The following is a 17525-nucleotide window of genomic DNA, read 5'->3' on the forward strand; positions in this document are numbered from 1 at the left end:
GTGCGTAAAAAAAGAAGAGTCTTACTCGTCGATGGCTACAATTTAATTGGGGCAAATTCTGATTTATATCGTGAAGCGCAGATGTCTCTACAACTCGCAAGAGATGAAGTATTGAAGCTATTGAGCGAATATCAAGCAGTTCAGAATTATGAGATTATCTGCGTCTTTGATGCTTACGAAGTCAAAAGCAAAGAAGCTGTTATGGATTATTACGGTATTGAAGTGGTCTACACGAAAGAGAAAGAAACGGCAGACGAGTTTATCGAAAGATTTGTCTATGATAATTACCATCCTTTTCTATGTGATATCAGTGTAGTAACGAGTGACTTAACTGAACAAAATGCAATTTTTGCTTATGGAGCTTACCGAATCTCATCGAGAGAAATGTGGTTGAACTTGTCCGAAGCTGATAAAAATATTAGTAAAAGAATTAAAGCAATAAATGAAAAACTGCCTAGGACAAAATTGGATATTTCGGAAGAAATACTTGCAAAAATGGAAAAACTGCGACGGGGAGAAAATTGACAACTTGAAGATATTCCCCCTCCAACTTATATTTAAGTTAACTAAAGGTTGGAGGGGAATCGATTGTATAGTATCAAGGGTTCTAGTCATTTAGTGTTGGAAAGACGTGCAAGTTACAAAGAGAGTAATCTAGAGGATTTAGATAGAGCTGCTTGTCGTGTGAGGAATGGTGACTATGCTGCCTTTGACACTGTTGATAAACTACTTAGACCTCATATATTAAGAATGTCATTTAAATATGAGATAACGTCATATGATCGGGACGACCTCGTTCAGGATATGATGATTGAGGTTTTTATGATGTGTTTTAGATATGATTATGAACGCGGTCATTTTATGAACTATGCGCTTCGTTCGATACGCTTTAAAATGTATAACAAAATAGTGGTAAATCCTGCGGGTTGGAAGAGCTGGGAGCCATTACTTGAAACTATCTTTGAAAATACACATTCGCATGCCTTATCAGGTATTCATTTAAAGGAAACGACAGAAGACTACTTATCAGCTGTAGAGAGCTTATCCACTCGTGAAAAATATGTGCTAAAACTTTTTATAGAACGTTACTCTGTTCAAGAGATAGCGAGCATTTTAAAGTGTGGTCTAAAGTCTGTAAATAACACAGTCCATAGATTGAAAATAAAGTTTGGTGAGGTTGAAGATTTACACAGTATTGTTGACAACAACGCTTCAAATCGATATAGTATATTAGAATTGAAATGAGGATTTTAAGATGAAAATTGCACTGATTTGCAGTGAATGTGGGTCTCGTAACTACTCATTGAACAGACCAACCCACACTGAGAGACTCATCATGAAAAAGTTTTGTCCCAAATGCAATAAGCATACAACGCATAAGAGTTCTATATAGTTCAGGAGGAACGATTGATGAATAATAATAAGAACTTCTTCCAAAATGTCGTCAGCGAGATGAAAAAAGTCAGCTGGCCGACTGGTCAGGAAGTCGTCCGTTATACGACAACAGTTGTAGTAACAGTTGTATTTTTCTTAGTGTTTTTCTATGTGCTTGATCTGGGTATCACAGCACTAATTGATTTAATGTAATTTTAAAGGAGCGGTATAATGTCTCTAGACAAAGAGTGGTATGCAGTACATACTTATTCAGGCTATGAAAACAAAGTAAAAGCAAACTTAGAGGCGCGCCTCGAGTCAATGAATATGCAAGATCTAATTTTCCGTGTCGTTATTCCTGAAGAAGAGGAAACCTCTATAAAAGATGGTAAGAAAAAGACGGCAATGAAGAAAACATTCCCTGGTTATGTTTTAGTAGAACTCGTCATGACGGATGAGTCTTGGTATGTTGTTCGTAATACACCAGGTGTTACAGGTTTTGTTGGCTCACAAGGTGCGGGTAGTAAGCCAAACCCACTCTTACCTGAAGAAGTGAAATTTATCCTTCGTCAGATGGGTATGACTGAGAAAATTGTGGATGTTGAGGTTGAAGTCGGTGAATCGATTAATATCGTTTCAGGGCCATTCAATAATCAAACGGGTGTGATTGAATCGATTGATGAGGAACGTTATAAGTTAACGGTACTTGTTGAGATGTTTGGTAGAGAGACACCCGTTGAAGTTGAATTTGATCAGATTGAAAAACTTTAAATTTACACTTGGAAATTATAGGTTGATATGCTATACTTTTATGGTCGCAAAATTGCGGCCATCTTTATTTGTATAAAGACTTATGAGTGGGAGGATGAAATCTAAACATCCTGTGACCACATCACGATTATGAGGAGGTGCAACATCGTGGCTAAAAAAGTTATTAATGTTGTGAAATTGCAAATCCCTGCAGGAAAGGCTAACCCGGCACCACCGGTAGGTCCAGCACTAGGGCAAGCAGGTGTAAACATCATGGGATTCTGTAAAGAATTCAATGCGCGTACACAAGAGCAAGCAGGTTTAATTATCCCTGTTGAAATTTCAGTATTTGAAGATCGCTCATTCACATTCATCACAAAAACTCCACCAGCAGCAGTTTTACTTAAAAAAGCAGCTGGAACTGAAAAAGGTTCTGGAGAGCCTAACAAGAACAAAGTAGCAACTGTTACAGAAGCTCAAGTTCGTGAAATCGCAGAAACGAAAATGGAAGACCTAAACGCGGCAACTGTTGAAGCAGCAATGCGTATGGTTGAAGGTACAGCACGAAGCATGGGCTTCACTGTCGAAAAATAATAAGTATTAATACGGTCGTGGGAGGATTAACCCCGCTATAACCACAAGGAGGAATATAAATGGCTAAAAGAGGTAAAAAGTATCAAGCTGCTCTAGAGAAGTTTGATCAAAACTCTACATTTTCAATTGAAGAAGCAGTCAAGCTTGCAAAAGAAACTTCTATTGTAAACTTTGACGCTTCAGTTGATGTTGCATTCCGTCTAGGTATTGATACGCGCAAAAATGATCAACAGATCCGTGGCGCACTAGTACTTCCACACGGTACTGGTAAAACACAGCGTGTATTAGTATTTGCGAAAGGCGACAAAGCAAAAGAAGCAGAAGCAGCAGGCGCTGACTACGTTGGTGAAGCTGAGCTAGCACAGAAAATTAACGGTGGATGGTTTGATTTCGATGTTATCGTTGCAACACCGGACATGATGGGCGAAGTTGGTAAACTTGGTCGCGTATTAGGACCTAAAGGTTTAATGCCTAATCCTAAAACTGGTACAGTAACGATGGACGTGACTAAAGCAGTTGAAGAAATCAAAGCTGGTAAAGTTGAGTACCGCGCTGAAAAAGCAGGTATTGTTCACGTTGGAATCGGTAAAGTTTCATTCTCTGATGAGCAACTTGTAGACAACTTTAAAGCTGTTCACGATATTTTAGAAAAAGCTAAACCATCTTCTTCTAAAGGTGTTTACTTTAAATCTGTTACAGTTTCAAGCACAATGGGCCCTGGTATTACAGTAGACCCTAATGTAATTAGAACTGTTTAAAAATAAATATTGACAAGTGTAGGTATACGAGGTATATTTACACTTGTAAATTTTAAAGATTACCTAAGACAGCAGGAGCTTTTATAGCTTAATATCTTTCCTGCCGAGGCAAATAAAACGACTTGAATTATATTTTCATATATTCGAGCACTTTTTGCCGCTGGTAAAAGGTGCTTTTTTATTTGCTCCAGACAAAAATTATGGAGGTGTAACGACATGTCAAACATCATTGAACAAAAACAGCAACACGTTGAAATGATTACTGAACAACTTAAAAACTCAGTTTCTACTATTCTTGTAGATTACCGTGGTTTATCAGTTTCAGAAGTCACAGAACTACGTAAACAATTACGTGAAGCTGGCGTTGAATTCAAAGTTTACAAAAACACAATGACTCGCCGTGCGGCTGATGCATTGGAACTTTCTGAACTAAATGAATTCCTAGTTGGACCAAGTGCATTAGCATTCTCTAATGAAGATGTTATTGCTCCAGCTAAAATCATTAACAACTTTGCTAAAGAACACGAAGCTTTAGAGATTAAAGCTGGTGTCATCGAAGGCAGCTATGTACCTGTTGAAGATGTAAAAGCTATCGCATCTCTTCCATCAAGAGATGGCCTACTTTCTATGCTTCTTTCAGTGCTACAAGCACCAGTACGAAACTTCGCTTATGCAGTTAAAGCAGTCGGTGAAGACAAAGAGAACGAAAACAACGAAGCTTAATTTAAGCTGAAAAACCAATTATAAAATGGAGGAAAATAATCATGGCTAACATTGAAACAATCATTGAAAGCATTAAAGAAATGACAGTTTTAGAATTAAACGATTTAGTTAAAGCAATTGAAGAAGAATTTGGCGTAACAGCGGCTGCTCCTGTAGCAGCAGCAGGTGGCGGAGAAGCTGCTGCAGCTGAAGAAAAATCTGAATTTGACGTTGAACTTACAGATGCAGGTTCATCTAAGATCAAAGTAATCAAAGTAGTTCGTGAAGCGACTGGTCTTGGACTTAAAGACGCTAAAGAACTTGTTGACAACGCACCTAAAGTTGTTAAAGAAGGTCTTTCTAAAGAAGACGCTGAAGCACTTAAAGCTCAACTTGAAGAAGTTGGCGCTGGTGTAGAACTTAAATAGTATCTATAATTTTTGTCACAAAAAGTCTCCGCAAACTTAGTTTAGCGGAGACTTTTTTTCTGATTGGAGGAAATTTATTTGTCACATTATTATACGACAGATGACACGCCACATGAGTATGGTGAAACAACCTTCGATTTTAACGATTATACTTACCGCTTTAAAACTGACCGTGGTGTATTTTCTAAAAATAATGTTGATTACGGTAGTGCCTTACTTATTAAAACGGTAGTTGACACTTATCAAGGCGATGGAAGTTTTATCGATATGGGTGCAGGTTATGGTCCGATCGGAATTGTAATCGGTCGTGAATTAGGTATGGATCCCATTATGGTTGAAGTGAATAAGGATGCAGCAGACCTTGCAGATGAGAACGCGAAAAGAGCGGGAATCTCAGTGGAAGTGATGAGCCGTCATGACTTTGATGAGTCTGATATTAATACCTCCCTTTATGTAACGAATCCGCCATTTAGAGCGGGGAAAGATGTGGTCTTAGAAATCTTAAGAGATGCATATGAACGCTTAACTGTAGACGGTGCAATCTATATGGTTGTTCAGAAGAAGCAAGGTATGGCATCATATAAGAAATACTTACAATCGTCTTTTGATAATGTGCAGATTGTCGTTAAAGATAAAGGGTATTATATATTGAAAAGCATTAAATAAAATATAAAGAATATTTGACTTGACAAATTGTCTGTGTTATTCTTATAGAATGTTAAATTAATATCAATAAGTATGTACTTTTCTGTACATTTGTTGAATGGAGCGTTTAAAATAGTGTCCAGTTTAATAGGAAATGGGGTTGAATACGATTCCGTTTTCTTTTTGTCTTTACAATGAATAGGGTGCGGCCTTAAACGCCATTATAGTTTACGCAAATATTATTAGGGGTGAATCTGTCGATGAGTCAATTGATTCAGTATGGAAGACATGCACAACGTAGAAGTTATGCGCGTATCGAAGAGAAGTTGGAACTACCTAACTTAATTGAGATTCAGACGAAATCGTACGAGTGGTTCCTGGAAACAGGTTTAATCGAAATGTTTAAAGATATTTCTCCGGTAGAAGATTTTACTGGTAATATGTCTTTACAATTTGTCGATTATAAACTTGGCGAGCCGAAGTATAACGAAGAAGAAGCGAAAGACCACGATGCGACTTACTCAGCTCCGCTGAGAGTTAAAGTTCGCTTAGTCATCAAAGAAACCGGCGAAGTAAAAGAGCAGGATGTATTTATGGGAGATTTCCCGTTGATGACGGATACAGGTACTTTTATTATAAATGGTGCTGAACGTGTTATCGTTTCACAATTAGTAAGAAGCCCATCTGTATACTTCTCCGAGAAGTTTGACAAGAACGGTAAATTAAACTTCGGAGCAACTGTCATCCCTAACCGAGGCGCTTGGCTCGAGTATGAAATCGATGCTAAAGATGTCGTATACGTAAGAATAGACCGCACGCGTAAATTGCCGATTACAGTATTACTACGTGCCCTAGGCTTTCAAACAGATGAAGAAATCATCAATCTTCTTGGCGACAACGAATACCTTCGTAACACGCTAGAGAAAGACACGACAGAAACAGTAGATCAAGCACTTTTAGAAATATATGAAAGATTACGTCCGGGTGAACCACCTACAGTGGAAAACGCACGTAATTTATTATACTCAAGATTCTTTGATCCAAAACGTTATGATTTAGCGAACGTGGGTCGTTATAAGATGAATAAAAAACTTCACCTAAAACACCGTTTGTTTAACCAAGTGCTCACTGAGCCAATCGTTGATAGTGAAACAGGTGAAATTATTGCAGAAGCAGGTTCTACAATCGATCGTCGTACTTTAGATGCGATTATGGACCAGTTAGAATCTACAGCGAACTTGAAGACTTACCACCTAGAGCAGGGTCTACTTGATGAGCCTGTAGAAGTTCAATCAATAAAAGTACGTTCTCATAATAACGAAGAAACATCGACAACAGTAATCGGTAACGCATTCCCGGATGTTGAAGTTAAATCAATCACACCATCTGACATTGTTTCTTCAATGAGTTACTTCTTTAACTTATTAGAAGGTGTTGGACAGACTGACGATATCGACCACTTAGGTAACCGTCGTTTACGTTCTGTTGGTGAATTGTTACAAAACCAATTCCGTATCGGGGTTTCTCGTATGGAACGTGTGGTTCGTGAAAGAATGTCTATTCAAGACACTGAAACTGTCACACCACAACAATTAATTAATATCCGTCCAGTAATTGCATCTATTAAAGAGTTCTTTGGTAGTTCGCAGTTATCTCAGTTCATGGACCAAACAAACCCGCTTGCAGAGTTGACGCACAAACGTCGTTTATCTGCATTAGGGCCTGGTGGTTTAACACGTGAACGTGCTGGTATGGAAGTACGTGACGTTCACTACTCTCACTATGGACGTATGTGTCCGATTGAAACACCAGAGGGACCAAACATTGGTTTGATCAACACTTTATCAAGTTATGCTAGAGTAAACGACTTTGGTTTTATCGAAACGCCTTATAGAAGAGTAGACCCTGAAACAAACAGAGTAACGAATCAAATCGACTACTTAACAGCAGACGAAGAAGATAGTTACGTTGTTGCACAGGCGAATGCACCATTAAATGAAGATGGTAGCTTCACTAATGAAGAAGTAATTTGTCGTTTCCGTGGTAATAACACGCAAATGGACCGTGAGCGTATGGACTACATGGACGTTTCGCCTAAGCAGGTTGTTTCTGCAGCGACGGCTTGTATTCCGTTCTTAGAAAACGATGACTCAAACCGTGCCTTGATGGGTGCAAACATGCAACGTCAAGCTGTACCTTTATTAAATCCTGAATCACCGTTCATCGGTACAGGGATGGAGCACGTATCTGCACGTGACTCAGGTGCTGCAGTCGTTTCTCGTTACAAAGGGCGCGTTGAACATGTTGAAGCAAAAGAAGTTCATGTTCGTCGTATCGAAGAGAAGAATGGTAAAGAAGTAGAAACTGAAAAAGACGTTTATAGAATGTCTAAATTCATTCGTTCAAATGCGGGAACTTGTTACAACCAAAAACCAATCGTAGAAGAAGGTAATATCGTAACAAAAGGTGAAATCTTAGCAGATGGTCCATCTATGGACAATGGTGAGATGGCGCTTGGACGAAACGTTGTTGTCGGCTTCATGACTTGGGATGGTTATAACTATGAGGATGCCGTAATCATGAGCGAACGCTTAGTTAAACAAGATGTTTACACATCAATTCATATTGAAGAATATGAGTCTGAGTCAAGAGATACTAAACTTGGACCAGAAGAAATTACGAGAGATATTCCTAACGTTTCAGACAGTGCCCTGAAAAAACTTGATGACCGCGGTATTGTATATATTGGTGCGGAAGTCAATGATGGAGATATCTTAGTTGGTAAAGTTACGCCAAAAGGTGTGACTGAATTAACTGCTGAAGAACGTTTACTACATGCAATATTTGGTGAGAAAGCACGAGAAGTTAGAGATACGTCTCTACGTGTACCTCACGGTGCGGGTGGTATTGTTCTAGATGTTAAAGTGTTTAACCGTGAAGATGGTGACGAACTATCTCCAGGTGTTAACCAACTTGTACGCGTTTATATCGTTCAGAAGAGAAAGATTTCTGAAGGGGATAAGATGTGTGGACGTCACGGTAACAAAGGTGTTATTTCAAAAATCCTTCCAGAAGAAGATATGCCTTACCTACCAGACGGCACGCCAATCGACATCATGCTTAACCCACTCGGTGTTCCATCACGTATGAACATCGGTCAGGTGCTAGAACTACACCTTGGTATGGCTGCTCGTGCGATGGGCTTAAGAATGGCGTCACCAGTATTCGATGGTGCAAATGAGGAAGATGTATGGACAACAATGGAAGAAGCAGGACTTGCACGCGATGGTAAGACTGTTCTATATGATGGCCGTACAGGTGAACCATTTGAGAACCGTATCTCTGTTGGTGTGATGTATATGCTTAAACTTGCGCACATGGTTGACGATAAACTTCACGCAAGAAGTACTGGACCATACTCACTAGTTACGCAACAACCACTTGGTGGTAAAGCGCAATTCGGTGGACAACGTTTCGGTGAGATGGAAGTATGGGCACTTGAAGCATACGGTGCTGCATATACACTTCAAGAGATCTTAACAGTTAAATCTGATGATACTGTCGGACGTGTTAAGACGTACGAATCAATCGTTAAAGGTGAAAACCTTCCTAAACCAGGTGTCCCTGAGTCATTCAGAGTATTGATGAAAGAACTTCAAAGTCTGGGCTTAGATGTAAGCATCATGGATGAAAACGATGAGGAAATTGAACTACGCGATACTGATGAAGACGATATTCCGAATCAACCGGCTCAACCGGTCAAAGAAACAGACGCTGCTGCTAACGAAAATGTTACTGAATAGTAACGTTCTGAGCTTCGAGAAAACTGAGGGAGGAAAGCTCATTGATAGATGTAAACAGATTTAAATATATGAAAATAGGTTTAGCATCACCTGAAAAAATTCGTTCTTGGTCATTCGGTGAGGTCAAAAAACCGGAAACTATTAACTATAGAACATTAAAACCTGAACGCGATGGTTTATTCTGTGAAAAAATCTTTGGTCCTACTAAAGATTGGGAATGTAGCTGTGGTAAATACAAACGCGTTAGATATAAAGGTATGGTATGTGACCGTTGTGGTGTAGAAGTGACACGCGCTAAAGTAAGACGTGAAAGAATGGGGCATATTGAACTTGCAGCTCCAGTTACTCATATCTGGTATTTCAAAGGCATTCCTTCACGTATGGGATTATTACTTGATATGTCTCCGCGTTCTTTAGAGGAAATCATTTATTTTGCATCATATGCTGTTATTAAACCAGGTCCAACAGGCCTAGAACCGAAACAACTGCTAAGTGAACGTGAATACCGTGAATACTACGATAAGTTTGGTAATACTTTCACTGCTAAAATGGGTGCTGAAGCAATCAAGGAACTCTTACAACAAGTTGACCTAGGATCTGAACTAGAGATGCTTAGAAAAGAACTTGAAACTGCGACAGGTCAGCGCCTAACAAGAGCGATCAAGCGCCTAGAAGTGGTGGAAGCATTCCGCCACTCTGGCAATGATCCTTCTTGGATGATTCTAGATGTCCTACCAATTATTCCACCGGAAATTCGTCCGATGGTTCAATTGGATGGTGGGCGTTTTGCGACAAGTGATTTAAACGACCTTTATCGTCGTGTAATCAACCGTAATAATCGTTTGAAACGTCTACTTGACTTAGGAGCACCTGGAATTATCGTGCAAAATGAAAAACGTATGTTACAAGAAGCTGTCGATGCTCTAATCGATAATGGTCGTCGTGGCCGTCCTGTAACTGGACCAGGTAACCGTCCATTGAAATCACTATCTCACATGCTTAAAGGTAAGCAAGGTCGTTTCCGTCAGAACTTACTTGGTAAACGTGTCGACTATTCTGGTCGTTCGGTTATCGTCGTTGGTCCTGGACTGAAAATGTATCAGTGTGGTTTACCTAAAGAAATGGCGCTTGAGCTATTTAAGCCATTCGTAATGAAAGAGCTTGTTAAGCGTGAGCTTGCAACTAACATTAAGAATGCCAAAGGTAAAATCGAGCGCATGGAAAATGAAGTTTGGGATGTACTTGAAGATGTCATCACAGAGCACCCAGTACTCCTTAACCGTGCACCGACGCTTCACCGTTTAGGTATCCAAGCCTTCGAAGCGACACTAGTAGAAGGACGTGCGATTCGCCTTCACCCACTAGTGACAACAGCATATAACGCTGACTTTGATGGTGACCAAATGGCTGTACACGTACCACTTTCTAAAGAAGCACAAGCAGAGGCGCGTATGTTGATGCTTGCTGCACAAAACATTCTTAACCCGAAAGATGGTAAACCAGTAGTTACACCTTCACAGGATATGGTCTTAGGTAACTACTACCTAACATTAGAACGTGAAGCAACTAAAAATGAGGGACATATCTTCAAGAGTATTGAAGAGGTCATTATGAGTTACCAGAATGGTTACACTTCACTGCACACGCGTATTGGTATCCATACTAAGGATATGCCTGTTGAGAAAGTGTCTGAAGAGAACAAAGGTAAAATTTTAATGACAACTGTTGGTAAGGTAATCTTTAACCAGATTATGCCACCTTCATTCCCTTATATAAATGAACCGACTAAGGATAACTTAGAGCGTAAAACTCCAGATAAGTACTTTATTGCTGCGAGTGACTTAAGTGAGGCAGGCTTAATCGAGAAGATTACAGAAATGCCACTTGTTGATCCGTTCAACAAGAAATTCCTTGGACAAGTTATCGCAGAAGTATTTAATAAGTTCCACATTACTGAAACTTCAGTGATGCTCGACTTGATGAAAGACTTAGGCTTCAAGTACTCTGCTAAAGCAGGTATTACAGTTGGGGTATCTGATATTGTGGTACTTCCAGACAAACAAGTCATCATCGACGAAACTGAAGAAAAAGTTGAGAAAGTTCAAAAACAATTCTCACGTGGTCTTATCACTGAAGAAGAGCGTTACAATGCTGTCATTGAACTCTGGACTAAGGCGAAAGATGTTATCCAAGATAAGTTGATGTCATCACTTGACCGTCTAAACCCAATCTTCATGATGAGTGACTCAGGTGCCCGTGGTAACGCATCTAACTTTACTCAACTTGCTGGTATGCGTGGTCTAATGGCCAACCCATCTGGTGAGATCATTGAGTTACCTATCAAATCAAGTTTCCGTGAGGGACTTACAGTACTCGAGTACTTTATCTCTACACACGGTGCGCGTAAAGGTCTTGCCGATACAGCACTGAAAACTGCCGATTCTGGTTATCTGACGCGTCGTCTTGTAGATGTTGCACAAGATGTTATTGTTCGTGAAGAAGATTGTGGCACAGATAAAGGACTTCATGTATCTGCCTTGATGGAAGGTACTGAGTTAATCGAACCCTTACTTGACCGTCTAGAAGGACGTTACACGAAAGAAACAGTTAGACACCCAGAAACTGATGAAGTAATCATCGGCGTTAATGAATTAATTACCCAAGATATCGCTAAAGAAATTGTTAACAGTGGTATCGAACAAGTATATATCCGCTCAGCATTTACATGTAACACGCGTCATGGTGTATGTGAACGTTGTTACGGTAAGAACCTTGCTACAGGTGAAAAAGTTGAAGTTGGGGAAGCAGTTGGTACAATTGCTGCTCAATCAATCGGTGAGCCTGGTACACAGCTTACAATGCGTACATTCCACACAGGTGGGGTAGCAGGTAGCGATATCACACAAGGTCTTCCACGTATCCAAGAATTATTTGAAGCACGTAATCCTAAAGGACAAGCGCAGATTTCAGAAATTCACGGTACTGTAACGGACATTGAAATCGTTAAAGACCGTCAACAAGAAGTTAAAGTTAAAGGTGAACATGAAACACGTACGTACAATGTACCAGGTGCAGCACGTCTCCTCGTTGAAATTGGAGATAAAGTTGAACCAGGTGGCGTATTAAACGAAGGTTCAATCGAACCTAAATCACTTCTTCAAGTTGCCGGATTAAATACAACTCAAGAGTATCTGTTGAAAGAAGTACAAAAAGTATACCGCATGCAAGGGGTAGAAATTGGCGATAAACACGTTGAGGTTATGGTTCGTCAAATGCTACGTAAAGTACGTATCATAGATGCCGGAGACACTAACTTATTGCCAGGTGCTTTAGTGGAAATCCACCAATTCACAGATGCAAACAAGGAAATCTTTAAACAAAGAAAACGTCCTGCCACTGCTAAACCTGTATTACTTGGTATTACGAAAGCGTCTCTTGAAACTGAAAGTTTCTTATCAGCTGCCAGCTTCCAAGAAACGACTCGTGTACTTACAGATGCAGCAATTAAAGGTAAGCGCGATGATCTTCTCGGACTTAAAGAGAACGTTATTATCGGTAAGCTGATCCCTGCAGGTACAGGTATGACGAACTATAAAGATGTTGATATTTCAGTAGCTGATGAAGCTATCTCTGAAGAAGATGTCGTCTTAACTGAAGACTAATTCTACAGAGTTAGATGGTAAGAACTTATGGGTCAAGTTCTTATGAAAATGATTATATAGAGCGGAACCTCAACGTCGAGGTTCCGCTCTTGTTTTATTAAAGTCGGAAGTCGACTAGTTTTGTAAAGTACTCTATGTTATTATGTTTTATGTGTCTAAGAGCTTTAACTTTTTTCACTGTGAATACTTGACACATTTCTTTTGAAAATGGTATTATTGTTAAGGTTACTTTAAGAGGGGACTAATGTGCCTTTTTTAAAGGAGACAAAGTGTATTTTTGTAAGATTATTATCTTACAGATTTTTTATACTCAAAAAATGAACCACCTGGATGTGTGGATTAAGTTACGAGAGGAGGACATTCAAAGATGCCAACTATTAATCAGTTGATTAGAAAGTCACGTACTACTAAAACGCAAAAATCTGACTCACCTGCATTAAACAGAGGTTTCAACAGTCTTAAAAAGCGTGTAACAAATGAAGCTGCGCCACATAAACGCGGTGTTTGTACACGTGTAGGTACTATGACACCTAAGAAACCAAACTCTGCATTACGTAAATATGCTCGTGTAAGATTATCAAATAACGTCGAAGTTAACGCGTATATCCCTGGAATTGGTCACAACTTACAAGAACACAGTGTTGTACTTATCCGTGGAGGTCGTGTAAAAGACTTACCTGGTGTGCGCTACCACATCGTTCGTGGTGCTTTAGATACTTCAGGTGTTGAGGGACGTAAACAAAGTCGTTCACACTATGGTGCCAAAAAACCTAAAGAAGAGAAGAAATAATCTCGCTTTAGATGTGAATTTTAAATATAAATAATGATAAAATAAAAATGGAAGGAGGATAATTATGCCACGTAAAGGTCCTGTACCAAAGAGAGATGTTTTGCCGGATCCGATTCACAACTCTAAGCTTGTGACTAAACTCATCAACAAGATGATGGTTGACGGTAAACGAGGAACTTCACAAAAAATTCTTTATAATGCATTTGATATCGTACAAGAACGTTCTGGTAAAGATGCAATGGAGGTTTTTGACGAAGCAATTGAAAACATTATGCCACTTCTTGAAGTTAAAGCACGCCGTGTTGGTGGGTCTAACTACCAAGTACCGGTTGAAGTTCGTCCAGAACGCCGTACTACTCTAAGCTTACGTTGGCTTGTGAACTACGCACGTCTGCGTGGGGAAAAGACAATGGAAGAGAGACTAGCTAACGAAATTCTTGATGCTGCTAACAACACAGGTGGAGCAGTTAAAAAACGCGAAGAGAGTCATAAAATGGCTGAAGCTAACAGAGCATTTGCACACTACCGTTGGTAGTATGCTAAGTTCTTTAGTATATAAATCTAATCCATTCCTGGAAGGAGCAAAGAATACTCATGGCAAGACCATTCACTTTAGAGAAAACTCGTAATATCGGTATCATGGCACACATCGATGCAGGTAAAACTACGACGACTGAACGTATTCTTTATTACACAGGACGTATCCACAAATTAGGTGAAACGCACGAAGGTGCATCACAAATGGACTGGATGGAGCAGGAGCAAGAACGTGGTATTACTATCACATCTGCTGCAACTACAGCTCAGTGGGACGGCCACCGTGTAAACATTATCGATACTCCTGGACACGTAGACTTCACTGTTGAAGTTGAACGTTCACTTCGTGTACTCGATAGTGCGGTAACAGTACTTGATGCACAATCAGGTGTTGAGCCACAAACAGAAACAGTTTGGCGCCAAGCAACAACTTACGGCGTACCAAGACTAGTATTCGTCAACAAAATGGACAAGATCGGTGCAGACTTCCAGTATTCAGTAGGCACGATCAAAGACCGTTTACAAGCGAATGCACACCCAATCCAGTTACCAATCGGAGCTGAGGATGATTTCAGAGGGATTATTGACCTTGTTGAAATGAAAGCAATCCTTTACAGTAACGACTTAGGTACTGATATTGAAATTACAGAAATCCCTGCAGAATTCGCAGATGAAGCAGCAGAAGCTAGAGAATCTCTTATCGAAGGTTTAGCAGATGTCAACGAAGATGTCATGGAAAAATACCTAGGTGGAGAAGAACTAACTGTAGATGAGCTTAAAGCAGCAATTCGTAAAGCGACTTGTGATGTTGAGTTCTACCCTGCACTTTGTGGTACTGCATTCAAAAATAAAGGTGTTCAATTACTCTTAAATGCAGTAATCGACTACCTACCATCACCATTAGATGTTAAACCAATCGTTGGTCATAAAACTGACGATGAGGAAGAAGAGTACATTGCTCGTCCTGACGATTCAGAACCATTCGCAGCACTTGCATTTAAAGTTATGACGGATCCATTCGTTGGTAAATTAACATTCTTCCGTGTTTACTCTGGTACACTTGATGCTGGTTCTTATGTACAGAACACTACTAAAGATAAGCGTGAACGTGTTGGACGTATCCTACAGATGCACGCCAACTCACGTGAAGAGATCTCAACTGTATACTCAGGAGATATCGCAGCTGCAGTAGGTCTTAAAGACACTGGTACTGGTGATACGCTTACACAAGAGAAACTTGATATTGTACTTGAATCTATGGAATTCCCTGAGCCGGTTATTCACTTATCGGTTGAGCCGAAATCTAAGAGTGACCAAGACAAGTTAACAACTGCTCTTGTTAAGTTACAAGAAGAGGACCCGACTTTCACAGCACGTACTGATAAGGAAACTGGACAAGTTATTATCGGTGGTATGGGTGAGCTTCACTTAGACGTACTTGTTGACCGTATGAAACGTGAATTCAAAGTTGAATGTAACGTTGGTGCGCCAATGGTATCTTACCGTGAAACATTTACAGTACCTGCACAGGTACAAGGTAAATTCTCACGTCAGTCTGGTGGTCGTGGTCAATACGGTGATGTTCACATCGAATTCACTCCAAACGAACAAGGTGGCGGTTTCGAATTCGAAAACGCGATCGTTGGTGGGGTAGTTCCACGTGAATACATTCCATCAGTTGAAGCTGGACTTGTAGACTCAATGGAAAACGGTGTAATTGCTGGTTATCCATTAGTAGACGTTAAAGCTAAACTTTACGATGGTTCTTACCACGATGTCGACTCTTCTGAGATGGCCTTTAAAGTAGCTGCATCATTAGCGCTTAAAGAAGCAGCTAAAGTATGTAAACCAGTTCTTTTAGAGCCAATGATGAAAGTTGAAATCGTAATGCCTGAGGAGTACCTTGGTGACATCATGGGTGACGTAACAAGTCGTCGTGGCCGTGTTGAAGGTATGAACGCACGTGGTAACGCACAAGTCGTTAACGCATTCGTTCCACTTTCAGAAATGTTCGGTTACGCAACTTCACTACGTTCTAACACTCAAGGTCGTGGTACGTACACAATGGTATTTGACCACTATGAAGAAGTGCCTAAGTCAGTATCAGAAGAAATCATCAAGAAAAACACAGGTGCTTAATTCATATACTTGATTTTTTTAAGCAAATGCTTTATAAGTGTTGTAAGAAAGACTCCAAAGGTGGGGTAACCCACCTTGGGTTTTAAATAAAAAATAATGTTATATATAAGGAGAGGTATTTTACAATGGCTAAAGAAAAATTTGACCGTTCGAAAACACATGCCAACATTGGTACAATTGGTCACGTTGACCACGGTAAAACAACTTTAACAGCAGCTATCGCAACTGTACTTTCTAAGCACGGTGACGGTGTAGCTCAAAGTTACGACATGATCGATAACGCACCAGAAGAAAAAGAACGTGGTATCACTATCAACACGTCTCACATCGAGTACGAAACTGAAAAACGCCACTATGCACACGTTGACTGCCCAGGTCACGCTGACTATGTTAAAAACATGATCACTGGTGCTGCACAAATGGACGGCGGTATTTTAGTAGTATCTGCTGCAGATGGCCCAATGCCTCAAACTCGTGAGCACATCTTACTTTCACGTAACGTAGGTGTTCCAGCATTAGTAGTATTCTTAAACAAAGTTGACATGGTTGACGATGAAGAATTACTAGAATTAGTTGAAATGGAAGTTCGTGAATTACTTTCTGAGTATGACTTCCCTGGAGATGACATTCCTGTAATTGCTGGTTCAGCACTTAAAGCTCTTGAAGGCGATGCTGACTATGAGCAAAAAATTCTTGACCTTATGCAAGCAGTTGATGACTACATTCCAACTCCAGAACGTGACTCTGACAAACCATTCATGATGCCTGTTGAGGACGTATTCTCAATCACAGGTCGTGGTACAGTTGCAACTGGTCGTGTTGAGCGTGGACAAATCAAAGTCGGTGAAGAAGTTGAAATCATTGGTATCACTGATGATTCTAAGAAAACAACTGTTACAGGTGTTGAAATGTTCCGTAAGCTTCTTGACTATGCTGAAGCTGGTGACAACATTGGTGCCCTTCTACGTGGTGTATCACGTGAAGACATCCAACGTGGTCAAGTATTAGCAGCTCCTGGTTCAATCACACCACACACAAACTTCAAAGCTGAAGTTTACGTTCTTTCAAAAGACGAAGGTGGACGTCACACTCCATTCTTCACTAACTACCGACCTCAGTTCTACTTCCGTACAACTGACGTAACTGGTGTAGTTAATCTTCCAGAAGGAACAGAAATGGTTATGCCTGGAGACAACGTTGAAATGACAGTAGAACTTATTTCACCAATCGCAATTGAAGACGGTACTCGTTTCTCAATCCGTGAAGGTGGACGTACTGTAGGATCAGGCGTTGTAACTGAAATCATTAAATAATAATATTTCTATATAAGAAAGCTGAGATCA

16 protein-coding genes and 1 other annotated feature are annotated in these 17525 nt (G+C 40.0%); all 16 genes read left to right on the forward strand.

The annotated features are described in order from the left end of the window. Entirely contained in the window at nucleotides 1-525 is a 525-nt protein-coding gene (locus tag V6E76_RS06210) for an NYN domain-containing protein (RefSeq protein WP_247351163.1), read from the forward strand. 63 nt (nucleotides 526-588) lie between these two features. Next, nucleotides 589-1245 (forward strand): sigma-70 family RNA polymerase sigma factor, encoded by a 657-nt coding sequence (locus V6E76_RS06215; protein ID WP_247351148.1) that lies wholly within the window; start codon nucleotides 589-591, stop codon nucleotides 1243-1245. A gap of 10 nt (nucleotides 1246-1255) precedes the next feature. Next, complete coding sequence (gene rpmG / locus V6E76_RS06220; protein ID WP_084145681.1) at nucleotides 1256-1393, forward strand: 50S ribosomal protein L33; 138 nt, start codon at nucleotides 1256-1258, stop codon at nucleotides 1391-1393. Nucleotides 1394-1410: 17 nt separating this feature from the next. Continuing rightward, on the forward strand, nucleotides 1411-1587 hold the full coding sequence (gene secE, locus V6E76_RS06225) for a preprotein translocase subunit SecE (protein ID WP_026866152.1): 177 nt from the start codon (nucleotides 1411-1413) through the stop codon (nucleotides 1585-1587). 18 nt (nucleotides 1588-1605) lie between these two features. After that, nucleotides 1606-2145, forward strand: coding sequence for a transcription termination/antitermination protein NusG (nusG, locus tag V6E76_RS06230; RefSeq protein ID WP_247351146.1), 540 nt, complete (start codon nucleotides 1606-1608; stop codon nucleotides 2143-2145). Nucleotides 2146-2292: 147 nt separating this feature from the next. Next, complete coding sequence (rplK, locus tag V6E76_RS06235) at nucleotides 2293-2718, forward strand: 50S ribosomal protein L11 (protein ID WP_026866150.1); 426 nt, start codon at nucleotides 2293-2295, stop codon at nucleotides 2716-2718. A gap of 59 nt (nucleotides 2719-2777) precedes the next feature. Continuing rightward, the gene (gene rplA / locus V6E76_RS06240) at nucleotides 2778-3476 is read left to right on the forward strand and encodes a 50S ribosomal protein L1 (RefSeq protein WP_247351135.1); all 699 of its coding nucleotides are present in this window, start codon (nucleotides 2778-2780) and stop codon (nucleotides 3474-3476) included. A 44-nt stretch (nucleotides 3477-3520) separates the two neighbouring features. Continuing rightward, nucleotides 3521-3665 (forward strand) — a sequence feature (ribosomal protein L10 leader region). 27 nt (nucleotides 3666-3692) lie between these two features. Next, nucleotides 3693-4199, forward strand: coding sequence for a 50S ribosomal protein L10 (gene rplJ, locus V6E76_RS06245; protein WP_026866148.1), 507 nt, complete (start codon nucleotides 3693-3695; stop codon nucleotides 4197-4199). Between the two features lie 41 nt (nucleotides 4200-4240). Continuing rightward, nucleotides 4241-4606, forward strand: a complete 366-nt coding sequence (gene rplL / locus V6E76_RS06250) for a 50S ribosomal protein L7/L12 (RefSeq protein ID WP_026866147.1) — start codon at nucleotides 4241-4243, stop codon at nucleotides 4604-4606. Nucleotides 4607-4684: 78 nt separating this feature from the next. Next, a complete protein-coding gene (locus V6E76_RS06255) occupies nucleotides 4685-5272 on the forward strand; it encodes a methyltransferase (protein ID WP_247351116.1) in 588 nt (195 codons plus the stop codon). Nucleotides 5273-5511: 239 nt separating this feature from the next. Then, complete coding sequence (rpoB, locus tag V6E76_RS06260; RefSeq protein ID WP_247351114.1) at nucleotides 5512-9054, forward strand: DNA-directed RNA polymerase subunit beta; 3543 nt, start codon at nucleotides 5512-5514, stop codon at nucleotides 9052-9054. 41 nt (nucleotides 9055-9095) lie between these two features. Continuing rightward, on the forward strand, nucleotides 9096-12716 hold the full coding sequence (gene rpoC, locus V6E76_RS06265; protein WP_247351097.1) for a DNA-directed RNA polymerase subunit beta': 3621 nt from the start codon (nucleotides 9096-9098) through the stop codon (nucleotides 12714-12716). A gap of 367 nt (nucleotides 12717-13083) precedes the next feature. Beyond that, the gene (gene rpsL, locus V6E76_RS06270; RefSeq protein WP_026866143.1) at nucleotides 13084-13506 is read left to right on the forward strand and encodes a 30S ribosomal protein S12; all 423 of its coding nucleotides are present in this window, start codon (nucleotides 13084-13086) and stop codon (nucleotides 13504-13506) included. A 64-nt stretch (nucleotides 13507-13570) separates the two neighbouring features. After that, the gene (rpsG, locus tag V6E76_RS06275; protein WP_026866142.1) at nucleotides 13571-14041 is read left to right on the forward strand and encodes a 30S ribosomal protein S7; all 471 of its coding nucleotides are present in this window, start codon (nucleotides 13571-13573) and stop codon (nucleotides 14039-14041) included. A gap of 59 nt (nucleotides 14042-14100) precedes the next feature. Next, nucleotides 14101-16182 carry an elongation factor G gene (fusA, locus tag V6E76_RS06280; RefSeq protein ID WP_247351088.1) on the forward strand — a complete coding sequence of 694 codons (2082 nt, stop codon included), beginning with the start codon at nucleotides 14101-14103 and terminating at the stop codon, nucleotides 16180-16182. A 125-nt stretch (nucleotides 16183-16307) separates the two neighbouring features. Next, nucleotides 16308-17495, forward strand: a complete 1188-nt coding sequence (gene tuf, locus V6E76_RS06285) for an elongation factor Tu (RefSeq protein ID WP_247351084.1) — start codon at nucleotides 16308-16310, stop codon at nucleotides 17493-17495. Nucleotides 17496-17525: the final 30 nt, after the last annotated feature.

This window comes from Jeotgalicoccus huakuii, from assembly GCF_036665975.1.
Taxonomy (GTDB): domain Bacteria; phylum Bacillota; class Bacilli; order Staphylococcales; family Salinicoccaceae; genus Jeotgalicoccus; species Jeotgalicoccus marinus.

What these genes read in the sequence shown, in the direction of transcription:
- rpmG (WP_084145681.1), top strand. Translation starts at nt 1,256, where the DNA reads ATGAAAATTGCACTGATTTGCAGTGAATGTGGGTCTCGTAACTACTCA.
- secE (WP_026866152.1), top strand. Translation starts at nt 1,411, where the DNA reads ATGAATAATAATAAGAACTTCTTCCAAAATGTCGTCAGCGAGATGAAA.
- nusG (WP_247351146.1), top strand. Translation starts at nt 1,606, where the DNA reads ATGTCTCTAGACAAAGAGTGGTATGCAGTACATACTTATTCAGGCTAT.
- rplA (WP_247351135.1), top strand. Translation starts at nt 2,778, where the DNA reads ATGGCTAAAAGAGGTAAAAAGTATCAAGCTGCTCTAGAGAAGTTTGAT.
- rplJ (WP_026866148.1), top strand. Translation starts at nt 3,693, where the DNA reads ATGTCAAACATCATTGAACAAAAACAGCAACACGTTGAAATGATTACT.
- rplL (WP_026866147.1), top strand. Translation starts at nt 4,241, where the DNA reads ATGGCTAACATTGAAACAATCATTGAAAGCATTAAAGAAATGACAGTT.
- rpoB (WP_247351114.1), top strand. Translation starts at nt 5,512, where the DNA reads ATGAGTCAATTGATTCAGTATGGAAGACATGCACAACGTAGAAGTTAT.
- rpsL (WP_026866143.1), top strand. Translation starts at nt 13,084, where the DNA reads ATGCCAACTATTAATCAGTTGATTAGAAAGTCACGTACTACTAAAACG.
- rpsG (WP_026866142.1), top strand. Translation starts at nt 13,571, where the DNA reads ATGCCACGTAAAGGTCCTGTACCAAAGAGAGATGTTTTGCCGGATCCG.
- fusA (WP_247351088.1), top strand. Translation starts at nt 14,101, where the DNA reads ATGGCAAGACCATTCACTTTAGAGAAAACTCGTAATATCGGTATCATG.
- tuf (WP_247351084.1), top strand. Translation starts at nt 16,308, where the DNA reads ATGGCTAAAGAAAAATTTGACCGTTCGAAAACACATGCCAACATTGGT.